Annotated in this window: 15 protein-coding genes and 1 pseudogene; 8 read left to right on the top strand and 8 right to left on the bottom strand. The window is 64.0% G+C overall.

Annotated elements, in window-relative coordinates; genetic code table 11:
• Window positions 1–170 precede the first annotated feature (170 nt).
• Entirely contained in the window at window positions 171–314 is a 144-nt protein-coding gene (locus tag CXR25_RS19240; RefSeq protein ID WP_307722855.1) for a hypothetical protein, read from the top strand.
• A gap of 14 nt (window positions 315–328) precedes the next feature.
• Here CXR25_RS19240 and CXR25_RS19235 read toward each other — a convergent pair.
• Both CXR25_RS19235 and CXR25_RS15435 read right to left on the bottom strand, forming a co-directional pair.
• Window positions 329–469 (bottom strand): annotated as a pseudogene (locus CXR25_RS19235) (FmdB family zinc ribbon protein); the annotation flags it as partial.
• 132 nt (window positions 470–601) lie between these two features.
• Window positions 602–1,309 (bottom strand): 5-formyltetrahydrofolate cyclo-ligase, encoded by a 708-nt coding sequence (locus tag CXR25_RS15435; RefSeq protein WP_009881914.1) that lies wholly within the window; start codon window positions 1,307–1,309, stop codon window positions 602–604.
• Between the two features lie 41 nt (window positions 1,310–1,350).
• Between CXR25_RS15435 and galU the strand changes: the two genes are divergently transcribed.
• The 3 genes from galU (at window position 1,351) to CXR25_RS15420 (ending at window position 4,850) form a co-directional block, all read left to right on the top strand.
• Complete coding sequence (gene galU / locus CXR25_RS15430) at window positions 1,351–2,253, top strand: UTP--glucose-1-phosphate uridylyltransferase GalU (RefSeq protein WP_009881915.1); 903 nt, start codon at window positions 1,351–1,353, stop codon at window positions 2,251–2,253.
• Between the two features lie 28 nt (window positions 2,254–2,281).
• Window positions 2,282–2,878, top strand: a complete 597-nt coding sequence (locus tag CXR25_RS15425) for a GNAT family N-acetyltransferase (protein WP_096162982.1) — start codon at window positions 2,282–2,284, stop codon at window positions 2,876–2,878.
• Window positions 2,879–2,951: 73 nt separating this feature from the next.
• The gene (locus tag CXR25_RS15420; protein WP_009881917.1) at window positions 2,952–4,850 is read left to right on the top strand and encodes a hypothetical protein; all 1,899 of its coding nucleotides are present in this window, start codon (window positions 2,952–2,954) and stop codon (window positions 4,848–4,850) included.
• Window positions 4,851–4,883: 33 nt separating this feature from the next.
• Here the strand turns inward: CXR25_RS15420 and CXR25_RS15415 are convergent, their stop codons facing one another.
• Window positions 4,884–5,396 (bottom strand): putative immunity protein, encoded by a 513-nt coding sequence (locus tag CXR25_RS15415; protein ID WP_114384473.1) that lies wholly within the window; start codon window positions 5,394–5,396, stop codon window positions 4,884–4,886.
• An 87-nt stretch (window positions 5,397–5,483) separates the two neighbouring features.
• Entirely contained in the window at window positions 5,484–6,281 is a 798-nt protein-coding gene (locus tag CXR25_RS15410) for an IclR family transcriptional regulator domain-containing protein (protein WP_240513708.1), read from the bottom strand.
• 202 nt (window positions 6,282–6,483) lie between these two features.
• On the opposite strand from CXR25_RS15410, the gene shiA reads away from it, so the two are divergent.
• Both shiA and CXR25_RS15400 read left to right on the top strand, forming a co-directional pair.
• Window positions 6,484–7,848, top strand: a complete 1,365-nt coding sequence (shiA, locus tag CXR25_RS15405; RefSeq protein ID WP_096162979.1) for a shikimate transporter — start codon at window positions 6,484–6,486, stop codon at window positions 7,846–7,848.
• Window positions 7,848–8,834, top strand: a complete 987-nt coding sequence (locus CXR25_RS15400; protein WP_009881921.1) for a zinc-dependent alcohol dehydrogenase — start codon at window positions 7,848–7,850, stop codon at window positions 8,832–8,834. The genes shiA and CXR25_RS15400 overlap by 1 nt, the downstream gene beginning before the upstream one ends.
• 39 nt (window positions 8,835–8,873) lie before the next feature.
• On the opposite strand, the gene CXR25_RS15395 is transcribed toward CXR25_RS15400, so the two are convergent.
• A complete protein-coding gene (locus CXR25_RS15395; RefSeq protein ID WP_009881922.1) occupies window positions 8,874–10,331 on the bottom strand; it encodes an NAD-dependent succinate-semialdehyde dehydrogenase in 1,458 nt (485 codons plus the stop codon).
• A gap of 114 nt (window positions 10,332–10,445) precedes the next feature.
• Complete coding sequence (locus CXR25_RS15390) at window positions 10,446–11,126, bottom strand: MerR family transcriptional regulator (protein WP_009881924.1); 681 nt, start codon at window positions 11,124–11,126, stop codon at window positions 10,446–10,448.
• A gap of 119 nt (window positions 11,127–11,245) precedes the next feature.
• Here CXR25_RS15390 and CXR25_RS15385 point away from each other — a divergent pair, with 119 nt between their 5' ends.
• Window positions 11,246–11,752, top strand: a complete 507-nt coding sequence (locus tag CXR25_RS15385; RefSeq protein WP_035278249.1) for a DUF2306 domain-containing protein — start codon at window positions 11,246–11,248, stop codon at window positions 11,750–11,752.
• Here the strand turns inward: CXR25_RS15385 and CXR25_RS15380 are convergent.
• Window positions 11,698–12,024: a GNAT family N-acetyltransferase gene (locus CXR25_RS15380; protein ID WP_009881926.1), complete on the bottom strand. Its 327-nt coding sequence runs from the start codon at window positions 12,022–12,024 to the stop codon at window positions 11,698–11,700. The two genes, CXR25_RS15385 and CXR25_RS15380, sit on opposite strands and share 55 nt — an antisense overlap.
• A 169-nt stretch (window positions 12,025–12,193) precedes the next feature.
• On the opposite strand from CXR25_RS15380, the gene CXR25_RS15375 reads away from it, so the two are divergent.
• The gene (locus CXR25_RS15375; protein WP_009881927.1) at window positions 12,194–12,781 is read left to right on the top strand and encodes a GNAT family N-acetyltransferase; all 588 of its coding nucleotides are present in this window, start codon (window positions 12,194–12,196) and stop codon (window positions 12,779–12,781) included.
• Window positions 12,782–12,917: 136 nt separating this feature from the next.
• Here the strand turns inward: CXR25_RS15375 and CXR25_RS15370 are convergent, their stop codons facing one another.
• Window positions 12,918–14,336, bottom strand: coding sequence for an SLC13 family permease (locus tag CXR25_RS15370; protein WP_114384474.1), 1,419 nt, complete (start codon window positions 14,334–14,336; stop codon window positions 12,918–12,920).
• Window positions 14,337–14,387: the final 51 nt, after the last annotated feature.

The raw sequence follows: 14,387 nt of genomic DNA, 5'->3' as shown, positions 1-14,387 counted from the left end.
TCCCATGCCCAGAGCTTTGCTGTGCTCACAGTCCTAGGCCAAGGGCACGGATTTGGCATGTGGATAGCCGGTGTGTGTCCACAGGGGAATCGCACACGAGTGAACGCAGAGTTCACAGGGAAGTGCGGTGAAGTCAGTCGGAAGAGGCGCTGCTGCTTGCCGCGGCGCTCTTGGCCGGGGAGCTGGAAGTCTTTGAGGACGAATCCGATGAACTCGAGGATTCCTTCGAAGAACTCGATGACGAGTCGGAATTCGACGAGCTCGAAGAGGAGGGCACTGTGCTCGAATTGCTCGCGCGGGAGTCAGTGGCGTAGAAGCCTGAGCCTTTGAAGCTGATGCCCACCGTGCCGAAGACCTTCTTCAGGCGTCCCTGACATTCGGGGCAGACCGTGAGCGAGTCATCGCTGAAATCCTGGTGAATATCAAAAGCATGACCACAGCTCTTGCAGGCGTAGGAGTAAACGGGCATTCGAGACCTTTCTTCGACGAGAAGATTATAGTCCACTGGCCTCGCACACTGATAACGCACGGGGTCAGGTGCCCGCAACGCTGTCGTCCCATCCACAAGTGCGTACGCGCCAGTGACTCCAAGGAACTCGGTTCAGTCGAGAGTGTGGACGCCGTGATCGGTGACGGCTTGGGAGATCTGCAGATCCCACGGCTCAATGGTGAGGCCCGGGAGGTTGAGCTCGGAAGAGAAGCAGACACCGTAGATAGAGGCAGGCTCAGTGCGTTCACCATCAGTGCGAGCGCCGTCTGCCAGCGGCTCCTCGTCCTCCGCTCCGGACAGCGGCACCTCGCCCTGGGGGCCGAACGTACGGTCGTAGAATCCGCCGCCGTTGCCCAGTCGGGCACCACCGGGCCCGAACCCGAGGGCGGGGACGAATATCAGGTCGGGGGCCACCTCGGCGGCCAGAAGAGCAGACGCGGTCAGGGAAGGGGACGGTTCACGGATGCCCCACTTACCGCGAGGTTCGAGGGTGGACATGGAGCCGGTGACAGCACCGAACATGAGTGCGTGACCGACACTCGTGACCACGGGTAGGTAGACGGTGCCGCCGTGGGCGAGGAACCGGTCGATGGTCGGATCAAGATCGGGCTCGCCCGCCAGGGCGGCGTAGGCGAGCATCGAACAGCCTGTGAGATCGAGGTCCGGTCGCAGGCTCTTGACCACCTGCCACGCGGATTCGGCGATCGACGAGACGTACTCGGCGCCCGACGATTCGGCCTCCGCCGCAGCTCGGGCCGCACGTTCGGAACGTATGCGCTTCCGCAATTGCGCCTTTGAAGTTTCTGCATCCACACGCATAAGCTTAATCGGGGCCACCTTCCATGGTTAAGATGAACGACATGAGTGATGAATCGCAGCGCACAGTGCGCAAGGCCGTGATCCCCGTGGCCGGCCTGGGTACCCGTTTCCTCCCAGCCACCAAGGCGACTCCAAAGGAGATGTTGCCAGTCGTCGACAAGCCTGCCATCCAGTACGTCGTCGAAGAGGCGGCCGACGCGGGACTGCAGGACCTCCTCATGATCACCGGTCGCAACAAGCGACCCTTGGAGGATCACTTCGACCGGGTCGACGGGCTCGAAGCCGCACTGGCCAAGAAGGGCGATGACAAGAAGCTTGCCGCCGTTCGTCACGCTTCCGAACTCGCCGATATCCACTACGTCCGCCAGGGAGACCCCAAGGGTCTGGGCCACGCCGTGCTCAAGGGCCGCCAGCATGTGGGTAAGGAGCCGTTCGCGGTGCTGCTCGGCGACGACCTCATCGACGAACGCAGCCCGATCCTGCCGAAGATGATCGAAGTTGCCGAGGAGACCGGCGGCAGCGTCGTCGCACTCATGGAAGTCCCACCGGAGGCGATCCACCTCTACGGCTGCGCCGCCGTCGAAGCGACCGACGATGACGAGGTCGTCAAGGTCACCGGCCTGGTCGAGAAGCCTGAGACGGGGGAGGCCCCGTCGAATCTGGCGATCATCGGCCGCTACGTCCTGGCCCCGGAGATCTTCGATGTCCTGGAGACGACCGAACCTGGCCGCGGCAATGAAATCCAGCTCACCGACGCCCTCCAGGTCCTCGCCGAGCAAGAGGGCGGAAACGGCGTCTACGGCGTTATCTTCAAGGGCGCCCGCTACGATACGGGCGACAAGCTCGACTACCTCAAGGCCGTCGTGCAGATCGCCAGCTCTCGTGAAGATCTGGGGGCTGACCTCAACAGCTGGCTCAAGGAATACGTGGCGACGCTTCCCTGATGGAGCACCCAAGAGCGGAGGCAGCCGTTTGTGGCCAGTCATCCTGACTGATCAGCAGTCCGACATCGTGCTGCGCCCGCTCCACCGGCGCGACGAGAATCAGTGGCGAGAAGTCCGCAGGCACAACCGTGATTGGCTGCGCCCCTGGGATGCGACGCTGCCGATTCCCGGCCAGCAGCTGCCGGGCTTCCGCACCATGGTCCGCATGTATGACAAGCAGGCCAAGCGGGGACAGTCCGTGCCGTTGGCGATCGAGGTCGGCGGTGCCTTCCGCGGCCAACTCACCGTCTCCAGCATCAGCTGGGGGTCCATCCTCAGCGGCCAGATCGGCTACTGGATCGATTCGCGCGTTGCTGGCCGCGGCATCACCCCCATCGCCGTGGCCATGGCTGTTGACCACAGTCTCTTCGCCCTGGGCCTGCACCGCATCGAGATCAACATTCGCCCCGAGAACACGGCAAGCCTGCGGATCGTCGAGAAGCTCGGGTTCCGGGACGAGGGTCTGCGTGAGAAGTACATGCACATCGACGGCAGGTGGTGTGATCACCGCACGTTCGCCCTGGTCGCCGAGGAGGTCCCACAGGGAATCCTCGCCGCCTATCGACACAGCCTGAGAAAGTCGTGAACTTGACACCTGTTTGACCGACACACCACCGTCCTTCACGTCGTTGCTGATCCGGGCACTCTAGGGTTGCAGTGTGGACACCAGCATCATCGTCGTTATCGCCATCATCGTGGTCTTCGTCGTTGTCGTGCCCACAATGATCCGCAAATCAGCGACGGAGCTCTCCCGAGTCGAGATCGACACCGTCCCGGATCGGGCACAGGTCATCGCCGCCGACCCCCAGATCCCCGGCCACGACCACACCGAACGAGCGAGAGTCTTCCACTCCTCGGCCACCATCGAAGCGAGCGTTCCCCGACCCGCTATCGCACCGATGACCGAGGCACCGAAGCTCAGCCTCTCCGCCAAGGCCCCCGAATTCGCCGTCATCGACGGACACGCGAACTCCAGTTCGACGACCACAGATTCCGCCAGCGCCGAGGTGGACGAGACCCACCAGCGCGCCACCCTTCCCGTGGCCGTCGGTGAGACCCGCTCCACGTATCTCGACAGTCACAGTCGTCACGAGGCATCCACCTCGGCGATGGCCGACAACGTTCGGATGCTCCACCCGGCAGTCCACGCCGTGTTCAACCAGTCCCAGCAGGGATCGGGCGGCCACGGTTCGACAGGACGCGGTACCGGAATTTCCAGCCACCTCGGCGGGGATTCCGGGACGGTTCCGATCCGGCCGGGACGCACCCAGCCCCGGTCACCGCAGCGCCGATCCGGCGAGGCCGTCACCACAGGCACAGCAGAGACAGACAAACGAGGTACACAGATTCCCAATCCGACTTTCGGAGCCGATGAGGACCATTCGATGACTGAGAAAGCAACGACACTGCGCGAGTCGATGAAATCGCTGGGCACAATGACGCGAGGATTTGGCCTGCTCTTCCTCGCGTCTGTCTTCGGCGTGCTGGTGACGAGTGTGCTCGCGATGTTCTCCGTCGTCCACATCGCCCTGGCCGGAGTCTTCCTCGGGCTCGCAATCGTCTCCCTGGTCATCGTGCGCACCCTCAACCTGCGCAGGCGTGAACTCAAGACCCGCCTCCGGAAGATCGAGGGCCGGACCGCGAAGACCAAGACAGCTGCACCACAGACCAAGGCCGTACCACGGACGAAGGCTGCACCTCGGACCAGCAACGTGCCTCGGACCAGCAACGCGCCTCAGGCGAAGGCTGCTGCGAAGCCGGCCACCACCTCGGCGACTACGGCCTCGAAGACCGCAGGATCCGGGACTGCTGAGGCACGGTCGGCAAGCTCGACCAAGGCGGCCCGGGCGCGTGCGGTCATGGAGCGCAACGCGAGCGTGAAGCAGAGCAGGGAAGAAGCCGACACCGGCGAGATCCCGGTCGTGCGCATCCGCAACGAAGCCGCTGAGGGCCACACCACCCGGCAGGTGCTGCTCACCGGACCGATCCCCATCGTCGAAGAGGCCTCACCCGAGGGCACAGCCACTGGCGATGAGGAAGCAGTCGCAGCCAAGACCGACTCTGCCGAAACAGCATCGGCAGCCGAGTCGGCACCAGAGACTTCAGCCGCGACCGATGATGACTCTGCAACCGCGACCGAGGCTGAGTCTGCGGACAAAGACGACTCCGCAGACAAGGACACAGACACCACCGCCGAGGTTGTGGCGGCCGCGTCGAATGTCGACATCGTCAAGGTCAACGATCCGTTCATGCAGCGGCTGCAGGCACGCGGCGCATGGTCGCCGACACCCCTGCCGATCCCCAGCTACGTGGCCGCCCCAGAGGCTGAGCACCCGGTCCCCGAAGCGAAGGCCGCCGATGCGTCCTCCTACGAGACCGAGGCCCGCAGCCGCGAGGACATCGCCGCGCAGTTCGCCGCCGAACTCGGCTACCGTGCTGAGCTCAGCGACTCCGCCCGCGAGGACAGCCCGCTGGAACATGGCCGCAAGGCGATCCGGACCAACAAGGCTCCCGAGCTGGGCGCCGTCGACGACGTTCTCGCTCGCCGCCGCGCCTGAGCAGCGACAACTGTCCTTCGCCGCTCACCAGACTCAGTCAGTGTCGAAGACGAACCAGCAGATGGAATTGTGTCGGCGCTGATCGGCAAGCACGAGGCTGCGGACCTGATCGGGCAGCTGCGCTCTCTGCCAACCACGTTCCTTGTTTCCCGCAGCGGGGTCCTCGGGACTCGCACTGCTGGCGGCCTTGATGGCGTAGGCAGCCGCGCCGAGATCGTGTTCGGCAACGTGTCCGACGCATGCCGCCTGCCCTGCCGAATAGGCGGCGAACCGTGCAGCCCCTCGCAGAGGCCGGGCAGCACCCATGGCATGCCCACCGGCGGCGCGCGCCTGCATCATCGGCATGGTGCCGCCCGCCCATGCACGTGTGGCAGCGAGGGCATCGCGGACACGTGTATCCCCGGGGACCTCGGATTCGAAGAGATGCATGACGTGCTCGGCGCAGCCGGCTGCCCACAGCGCCAGCAGTCGGTGATCGTCATCGCTGAGAGTTCCACCCCGTCGCACGGTGACCATCGCCGGGTCGCGAACCTCGGGCAGAATCATGGTCGCTTCCCAAGCGGCTCGAACAGCCCGAACGGCTCAGGCGTCGTGCCGGCTCCGGCTGGCTCGAGCACTGTGCCTTTGACGCCGTCAGTCGGCGCGGCCACCGAAGTCCTCCGCAATCGAGGCCGCAACGCGCTGCAGACGGGGGACAAGGTCGTCTTCGACGGAGAGCCCGCGCAGATGAGACGTATGCAGGGAGACATTGAGCGCGGCAAGGGTGTTGCCACCTCGGCGAATAGGAACCGCTAGGCCGCGGAGGCCGTCATCGAGTTCCTGGGACACCAAGCACCAGCCCTGCTTGCGGATTCGGTTGAGTTCCTGGCCGAGTTCGTGAGCCGATGACACGGTGTGATCGGTGAACGGCGAGATCTCGACGCGGGCGAGGAACTGCTCCTGGAAGGACTCGGGCAGCTCGGCGATGAGCATCCTCCCCATGGACGTGGCCCAGGCAGGGAGCCGGTTTCCCAGATTGACGGTGACCGCATGAAGTCGGGGCGCTGCGGCCCGCGCGATATAGACGACGTCGTCGGCGTCGAGGATGCTCAGCGTCGCAGATTCGTCGAGGTCATGAGCCAGGTCGTTGAGGTGCGGTTGGGCGACCTTGGGCAGATCGAGGCCAGCGAGGAAGCCCGCTCCGATGTCGAGTACACGAGGAGTGAGTGCGAAGTGCGAGCCCTCCGTCGACAGGTAGCCCAAATCGACGAGTGTCAGGAGGAAGCGTCGAGCCGCGGCCCGGGTCAGCTGGGTGGCGGCGGCCACCTCGGTGACGGTGCGATAGGGGGTCTCGGCGGTGAAGGCGAGGAGAACGGCCAAGGTCTTCTCCGCAGACTTCACATAGTGGGCGCCCTGCGACGGCTCTTCGGCGGGACTCATCTCTGACTTCACCTCTCCAGGGTAACGGTCGCAGCCACGCGCATCCTCCATGGAAGACGACAGCGACGACTCAGACAACGTCCGAGCGATCATATTCGTGTGCGCATAGTGCACATCTGTGCGATAAGCGTACAGCGTGATAATGTGATCTGCGTTAACCCGAACCGACAGCACTGCCGACGACCGACAGCTCCACCATTCGAAGGAGAATGACATGTCCACAGGACAGCCCCAGACGACAGCGAGCCCCGAGGCCATGAAACGCGCCCGCCGGGCAGCGGCGGGATCATTCGTCGGAGCCGTGGTCGAATGGTACGACTTCCTGCTCTACGGAATCATTGCCGCTTTAGTCTTCGGTGAACTCTTCTTCCCCGGCTACAGCGCCCACGCCGGCACCTTGGCCGCCTTCGCCACATTCGGAGTCGGCTTCATCTTCCGGCCCCTGGGCGGAATCATCTTCGGACACTTCGGCGACAAGCTCGGACGCAAGGCCATGCTCATCTGGACCATGATGATCATGGGCGTCGCCACTGCCGTCATCGGCATCCTCCCCACCTACGAAACGATCGGCTGGTGGGCTCCGGCCCTGCTCGTGCTCCTGCGCTGCATCCAGGGAGTCGCCGTGGGCGGCGAATGGGGCGGAGCTGCACTGATGGCCGTCGAAAGCGCTCCCTCGAAGCTGAAGGCCTTCTTCTCCAGCGGCGTCCAGATCGGATACTCCGTGGGTCTTCTGCTGGCCACCGGACTCGTGGCCTTTCTGAGCGGAAACTTCTCACAGGAGGCCTTCCTCGCCTGGGGCTGGCGAATCCCTTTCATCTTCAGCGCCGTCCTCGTTCTCGTCGGGCTGTGGATTCGTTCGGGAGTTGAAGAGTCAGAGGAATACCTTGAACGCGTCAAGAACGCCAAGGAGGACAAGGTTGCGAAGCTGCCGATCCTCGAAGCTTTCAAGCGCTACCCGGCACAGATCTTCCAGATCATCGGCATGCGGTTCATCGAGCTGCTGACGATGTACATTGTGACGACCTTCGCCCTGGCCTACTCCACCGACGAGCTCGGCTTCGATCGCCAGATCATGCTCAACATCACCCTCCTCGTCGGCGGGCTCGGCATCATCACGATCCCCATGTTCGCCTACCTCTCCGACCGGTTCGGGCGCCTGCGCGTCTACCTCACCGGCGGAATCGTCGGCCTCGTGTGCGCAATCCCGTTCTTCTTCGCCCTCGAGAGCGGCAATATCGTGGCCATCGTCATCTTCGCGGTGCTGCTGATCAACATCGCCCACGATGCCGTCGTCAGCGTGCAGCAGCCGCTGTTCGCCGAGATGTTCAGCCCCGAATTCCGCTACAGCGGTGCCGGAGTCGGATACCAGCTGGCCAGCGCCATCGCCGGCGGCTTCACCCCGTTCATCGCCACCTTCCTCGTCGGCGTCGGCGGAGGCTCCTGGTACCTCGTGGCCGCCTACCTGGCCGGCGGCTGCCTCATCTCGATCGCCATCGCCATGTACCTCGTCCACCAGTGGCGGGTGGAGCGCGATGCCGAGCGCGCGGCGACGAGCACCAAGACGGCAGCCCAGCTCTGATGCGCTCGGCGGAGATCACAGCACCCGGCCGCGTCGAGATCGTCGACCGCAGCCTGCCGCAGGGCCTGGTCGGCAGGGGCGATCTCCGCATCCGCATGCTCGCCGTGGGCATCTGCGGGACCGATCAGACCCTGGCCACCGGCCGGCGCACACCGCCGCAGCTTCCGTGGCGGCTGGGCCACGAAGGCATCGGTGAAATCGCCGAGGTGGGCCCCGGTGCCTGCGGATTCGCCGTCGGCGACCGGGTGGCCCTCGAGCCGAACATCACCTGCGGCCGGTGCGAATACTGCCGGCGCGGCATGACCTCCGCCTGCACCTCACGATTGAGCGCGGGAGTCCTGACGCAGCCCGGCTTCCTCGCCGAGGTGGTCGACCATCCCAGCGAGTTCTGCCACCGGCTCGATGCCCATATGAGTCTCGAGCGTGCGGTGTGCGCAGAACCGTTGGCCGTCGCTGCCTCGGCGATTCGCCGCACGGACCTCCAAGGGTCGGAGACCGTGCTCGTGCTCGGGGCCGGTGCCCAAGGGCTGCTGTCGATCCTCACCCTCGTCGCGCAGGGACATCACCCGTATGTCAGCGAACCCGACGATGAGCGTCGCCAGTTAGCCGTCGAACTCGGTGCGCAGGTCTTCACTCCGGGGCAGAGCCCTGCGCCCGAGGTCGTCATCGACGCGGCCGGAGTGCCGGAGGCACTCGGTGCCGTCGTTGACCATCTGGCTCCATTCGCAGCCGTGACCCTGGTGGGGGAGGACCACCACCACCTCGGCGCCTCCAGCTTCAGCATTGTGCAGCGGCAGCTGCGCATCAAGGGCTCATTCATCTACGAGCACCCGCAGGACATGGCAGCGGCCGTGCATCTCCTTGAGGAGATGCCCACGGAGGCGATCATGGGTCCGGCGATGGCACTCGACGAGGTGCCCACGGTCTTCACCGCAGGCACCCGGCCGCGGGCCGGCGTCAAGCAGTGGGTCGATATGCGGCTGTGAGCCGCCGACAGCACCGACGGCCCTGGTAGAGGTGTTGTCTCAGGCGCGGGGCAGGGCCACGTACTTGACCTCGAGGAACTCCTCGATGCCCACGCTTCCGCCCTCGCGCCCCAGGCCGGACTTCTTCACGCCGCCGAAGGGCGCGGCAGGATTGGAGACCAGGCCGGTGTTGAGGCCGACCATGCCGACCTGCATCTTGTCGGCCAGGTTCAGCGCCCGCTCGACGTTCTCGCTGAACAGGTAGCCGGCCAGGCCGAATTCGGTCTCATTGGCTAAGGCGATGCCCTCTTCGTCGGTGTCGAAGGTGACGATGGGGGCCACGGGCCCGAAGATCTCGGTGGTGCGGATCTCGGAGTCCAGTGGCACATCGGTCATGACGGTCGGGGAGTAGAAGAAGCCCTTGCCCTCGATCTTCGACCCGCCGGTGAGGACCTTCGCACCCTTGGACACGGCGTCGTCAACGAGACTGGCGACCTTGTCCAGAGAATCCTGATCGACCAGCGGGCCCACCTCGGTGCCCTCGTCGAGACCGTTGCCGACGGTCATCGAGCCGATGCGCTCGGTCAGCTTCGTTGAGAATTCCTCGGCGATCGAGGAATGGACGAACAGGCGGTTCGCCGAGGTGCAGGCCTCGCCGCCGTTGCGCATCTTCGCCTGGACCGCACCGGTGACGGCCTTGTCGATGTCGGCATCATCGCAGACGACGAACGGGGCGTTGCCGCCGAGCTCCATCGACGTCTTCATGACATTGTCGGCAGCCTGCTTGAGCAGACCGATGCCCACCTCGGTGGAGCCGGTGAAGGTGACCTTGCGGGCGATTCCGGACTCCATCCACGGGGTGACCACGCGGCGCGCGGATTCGGAGGTGACGACGTTGAGGACACCGGCGGGCAGGCCGGCCTCGACGAGCACGTCGACGAGCATGAGCGAGGTCAGCGGCGTCAGCTTCGCAGGTTTGAACACCATGGTGCATCCGGCGGCGATGGCGGGACCGATCTTGCGGGTGCCCATGGCCAGCGGGAAGTTCCAGGGGGTGATGAGGATGCAGGGCCCGACCGGTTCGCGAGAGACCATGACGCGGGTCTTGCCGTCGGTGGACTGAGTGTATTCGCCGCCCACGCGCACGGCCTCCTCGGAGAACCAGCGGAAGAATTCGGCACCGTAGGTGACCTCACCCTTGGACTCGGCGAAGGGTTTGCCCATCTCGGCGGTCATGACCGCAGCGATGTCATCGGCACGTTCGATGAGGAGCTCGAACGCGCGGCGCAGGATCTCGGCGCGTTCGCGTGGTGGGGTGGCGGCCCAGGATTCCTGGGTGTCGCCGGCGACCTTGATGGCTTCGGCGGCATCGGCGGCGGATCCGTCGGCGACCGTGGTGATGAGGTCACCGGTCGCGGGGTTCAGGACGTCGATGGTCTTTCCGCCCTCGGCCTCACGCCACTGGCCATTGATGAACAGTCCGGTGTTGAGCTTGTCGATGATCGGGGCGATGTCCACGACAGATCCTCCCTTGGTTGTCGTTCGGTTATTGAAAAGATATGACTGCGGAGTGGCCGATGGGCACGGCAGTCAGCAGTCTTCACACAGTGTAGTGGTGATAACCGCTGCAAGTCATTCGAATTTCGTTGTCTCAGGTGCGCTATTCTGCGGGCTTCGTGGCATGGCGGACAGGGAGGCGTGGACGAGTGCGCTGGTCGTGATGAGCAGTCTGTTGTGCATCGTAATGCCGCGCATCACCTCGATGCAGATGCGATCTCTGCTCAGATCATCGGTGATCGGGCTGGTGTTCTTGCTGGCGACCTCGGCCAGGGATTGAATATGGCGACGAATCGTATCCGGTCCCACCTGGTATCCCGAGGCGCTGAGTTCATCGAGAACACCGGCCATCGAAGCCACTGCGGTCGGCGAGATGTCCGGCCATCCCAGTTCGTGAAGTACCCCACGAATATCGTTTTCGACGGATGAGGATTCAGGGGCGGGAGGTGAAGCCGGGTCAGCAGACTTCAGGACGTTGCTCGCCTCCAGAGCCAGCCTCTGACAGATGCCCATCAGTTCGATGTTCTCCAAGGACTCGTCATCGATGGACCGAGTCAGTGCGGCGATGGACTCGATCGGGGACCCGAGCTCTCGTCGCAGCCAGGTGATGAGGGCAAGGCGATCGAGATGGGCCTGGGAGTAGACGGCCGTGGTCGCATTCCGCTTCCGGCCGGGGGGAAGGATGCCGACGTGGATGTAGTACTTGATGCTGGCGGTCGAGACCCCGGACTCTGCGGCCAGAGCGCTGAGTTTCATGCGAATCCCCACATCCTCGAACGGGTTGGAACGCCAGTGGTTCGGCGACTCAATCGGATAGCAGATCCGACTCTGCTATCTACGTTGCCGACCTTGGTTAGTGGAACTATCTTAAGTCTATGACAACGATGTTCATAGCAATCCACGCGCTGGCCGCCTCGGGTGTTGTGCTTCTGGCGCCGGTTCAGCTCATCCGACGAACCAAGGACCGCAAACACAGATGGATCGGACGGTCATGGGTCATCCTCATGTACTTCGTATGCATAAGCGGCATGTTCATCTACACCCTCAGCGGAAGCTTCACGGTCTTCCATGCGCTCGCGATCTTCACCTTCGCAACCACGACCATCGGCGTCATCTCGATTCGCCTCGGCAAGGTCCGCAGGCACGTGTCGATGATGGTCGGATCGTGGCTTGGGGCGTTGGCGGCGGGCACCTTCGCTGCGATCATCCCCAGCCGCGACATTCCGCAGCTGGCGGTGGCCGAGCCCGGTCTGCTGTGGGGCGCCGTCGCCTTCGTCGTCATCGCCGCGACGCTCTGGGTGGGCTACGTCCTCAGGTTCGTGCCTGCTCAGGCCCGCATCTCGTCGAACTCGGGGTTCTTGCGGAAGAAGTCCATGACATAGGAACAAGTCGTACGGAAGGCCAGATCCGCCTCGGCGCTGGTCTCCAGGGCATAACGCACCAGGTGGGCGGCGATGCCGCGGCCACCATAGGCGGGGGACACCTCGGTGTGGGTGAAGGTGCGCACCGCGGATTCGGACGTGTCGTCCGGGCCGGCCTCGCGGTCGATGTAGTCGACGTGACCGATGGACTTGCCGTTGTGGCTCACCGTGAAGCGGGCAGCCGCCTCATCCTGGGCGAAAGTGTACGTCTGATCCGAGATCACGAGGTCCATGCACGCTCCTCAAAGGCGAAGCTGCCGGTCATTTCATACCGGCAGGCGAATGTGTCAGTCCTGATACGTGAAACTATAGTTGTGTTCGCGCCCGAGCGACTAACCTGTTGAGCAACCCGTTCTTTCGGCCGTTCCCGGCGACGGTCAATCATCCTCAAGGAGCCGACCTATGTCCACCCATGCCCCCGCCACCATGGTCGATGCTCACACTCTGATATTGAACGAAACAGGCTTCGATGTCAGCGAACTCGGCCCAGACGATATCGACGACTATGTCGCGTTGGTCGCCTCCGCGTACCGTGGCGAACCCTCGAAACAGGGGTGGACGACCGAAGCGGATCTGCTCAGCGGTCAGCGACTCGATGCCGATATGGCCCGCGAAATGCTCGCCGAATCCGACTCCTCGATGATCTTGGTGCGCTCGGCGGAGGGCTTGGCCGTCGGCAGCGTCTACCTGCGCGAACCCGTTGACGGTACCGCCTACCTCGGCGTGCTCGCAGTGTCCCCGGAAGGTCAGGGACAAGGTGTGGGATCGGCCCTGATGAACCTCGCCGAGGCATGGGTGGCCGAACGCTGGAACGCGCGCTGGCTGCGGATGAGCGTCATCAACAAGCGCGCCGAACTCATCGCCTACTATGAGCGCCGCGGCTACGAGCGCACCGGCGAGGTCGAACCCTTCCCCTACGGTGACGACCGGTTCGGGGTGCCGCTGGTTGATGATCTCGAGTTCGTCGTCCTGGTCAAGGAACTGCGCTGACCTGAATGAAGTGACACACAAATGGTGCCCAGCGAATTTCGCTGGGCACCATTCGTATGTCGGTCGGCGGCTGCTGCGCTGACGTGATGAGAACTCTGTGGTTCGAGCGCCTCAACGGGCCCGGACCACAGAACACTCAGAAGAACATGGCCGGGACGACGAGGCCGCCGACGAGGACGATGGGTCCGATGATGACCATCGACATACCGAACTTCACGAGGATGCGCGTGAGCCTGGCCTTGTGATCCTGCGGGGCGGTGGCCACGACAGTGGCACCCAGTGTCGAGAACGGTGAGACGTCGACGACGGCCGAGCACACACCGAGTGCCGCGATGAGCGCCCAACCGGGGACTCCGCCGGCGGCGATGAGAGGCAGCGCCAAGGGCACGAGTGCCGCGAGGATGCCTGTCGTCGAGGCGAAGGCTGAGACGAGTCCGCCGACGATGCACAGAACCAAGGCTGCGATGAGCGGCGAACCGATCGCTTCGGCACCCTCGCCGAGGAGGTCGACGGCGCCCATGTTCTGCAGAACACCGACGAAGGTGATGATGCCGCCGACGAGCAGAACCGTCGACCAGTCGATCTTGGGCAGCGCGGCCTTGCCTGTCTTGGGATCGGCGAGCGAGAGGATCGCACCGAAGAGGAAGCAGAGCAGACCGATGTCGGGTTCTTTGCCGAACGCGGCCAGAACCACGACCGAACCGATGAGGCCGACCATGAGGACCACTGTGAGGATCTGCACGAAGGTGAAGGGCCCCGACTCGGCACTTGCCGAGGAGTTTGAGGAGTCGAACAGGGCTTCGTCCTCGTCATCCTCACCGAAGGCCACATTCGTCGCCGAGGCGGATCCGCGGGAGATCGTCGAACCGGCAGCGTCGCCGGTGGTTCCGAATTCGTTCGTCGCAGTGGCGTGTGTACCTGAGTTCACTGATCCTGCAGCGGCCATGGCGGACTTCCGGCCGAAGAGTTTGCGGCCGAACATGAAGTAGGCGACGGCGAGCATCACGAGGTAGACGACGACCGCGATGCCGAAGAGCAGGAAGGGAGACAGATCGATTCCCGCATCATGGGCGGTGCTGTAGGTGACGATGCCGTAGAGGCTGGTCGGGGCGAACCCGCCGGCGCCGATGGCGAAGCAGATCGCGAGACCCATCAGTGCGTAGTCGACTCCGTACTTGCGGGCCACCTGCATGCCGACCGGCATCATGACGAGGCCGGCCAGGGGTGCACCCATGGAGGCGATGCCTGCCGTGATGACGAAGAAGACGATCGGCAGGAGGACAGCAGAGGATCCGACCTTCTCCAGCGCCCAGTCGATGATCTTGTCGACGGTCCCGTTCTCCTGCGCAATGGCGAAGAAGTAGGTGACCCCGGCCAGCAGGATCATGATGGACAGCGGGAACTCCGCAATGATCTTTTCGACGGTCATATCTGTCAGGAACAGGCCGGTTCCGGCGGCGCCGACGAGCATGAGCACGCCGATCTGCACACCCCGGATCGCGCCGATTGCGAACAGGGCGACGAAGATCAACAACGCAATGATTTGTACGAGCATAATTTCCCATTCAGGCTGAAATTTCGCTGAGCGAAACTGGTTGACTCGCTG

The organism is Brevibacterium aurantiacum (assembly GCF_003932995.1).
In the GTDB taxonomy this organism is placed as follows: domain Bacteria; phylum Actinomycetota; class Actinomycetes; order Actinomycetales; family Brevibacteriaceae; genus Brevibacterium; species Brevibacterium aurantiacum.
The sequence above is the reverse complement of the archived record's forward strand: the minus strand, read 5'-3'. Positions and strand labels throughout refer to the sequence as shown.

What these genes read in the sequence shown, in the direction of transcription:
- CXR25_RS15385 (WP_035278249.1), top strand. Translation starts at nt 11,246, where the DNA reads ATGACAACGATGTTCATAGCAATCCACGCGCTGGCCGCCTCGGGTGTT.
- CXR25_RS15390 (WP_009881924.1), bottom strand. Translation starts at nt 11,126, where the DNA reads ATGAAACTCAGCGCTCTGGCCGCAGAGTCCGGGGTCTCGACCGCCAGC.
- CXR25_RS15380 (WP_009881926.1), bottom strand. Translation starts at nt 12,024, where the DNA reads ATGGACCTCGTGATCTCGGATCAGACGTACACTTTCGCCCAGGATGAG.
- shiA (WP_096162979.1), top strand. Translation starts at nt 6,484, where the DNA reads ATGTCCACAGGACAGCCCCAGACGACAGCGAGCCCCGAGGCCATGAAA.
- CXR25_RS15435 (WP_009881914.1), bottom strand. Translation starts at nt 1,309, where the DNA reads ATGCGTGTGGATGCAGAAACTTCAAAGGCGCAATTGCGGAAGCGCATA.
- galU (WP_009881915.1), top strand. Translation starts at nt 1,351, where the DNA reads ATGAGTGATGAATCGCAGCGCACAGTGCGCAAGGCCGTGATCCCCGTG.
- CXR25_RS15370 (WP_114384474.1), bottom strand. Translation starts at nt 14,336, where the DNA reads ATGCTCGTACAAATCATTGCGTTGTTGATCTTCGTCGCCCTGTTCGCA.
- CXR25_RS15415 (WP_114384473.1), bottom strand. Translation starts at nt 5,396, where the DNA reads ATGATTCTGCCCGAGGTTCGCGACCCGGCGATGGTCACCGTGCGACGG.
- CXR25_RS15375 (WP_009881927.1), top strand. Translation starts at nt 12,194, where the DNA reads ATGTCCACCCATGCCCCCGCCACCATGGTCGATGCTCACACTCTGATA.
- CXR25_RS15400 (WP_009881921.1), top strand. Translation starts at nt 7,848, where the DNA reads ATGCGCTCGGCGGAGATCACAGCACCCGGCCGCGTCGAGATCGTCGAC.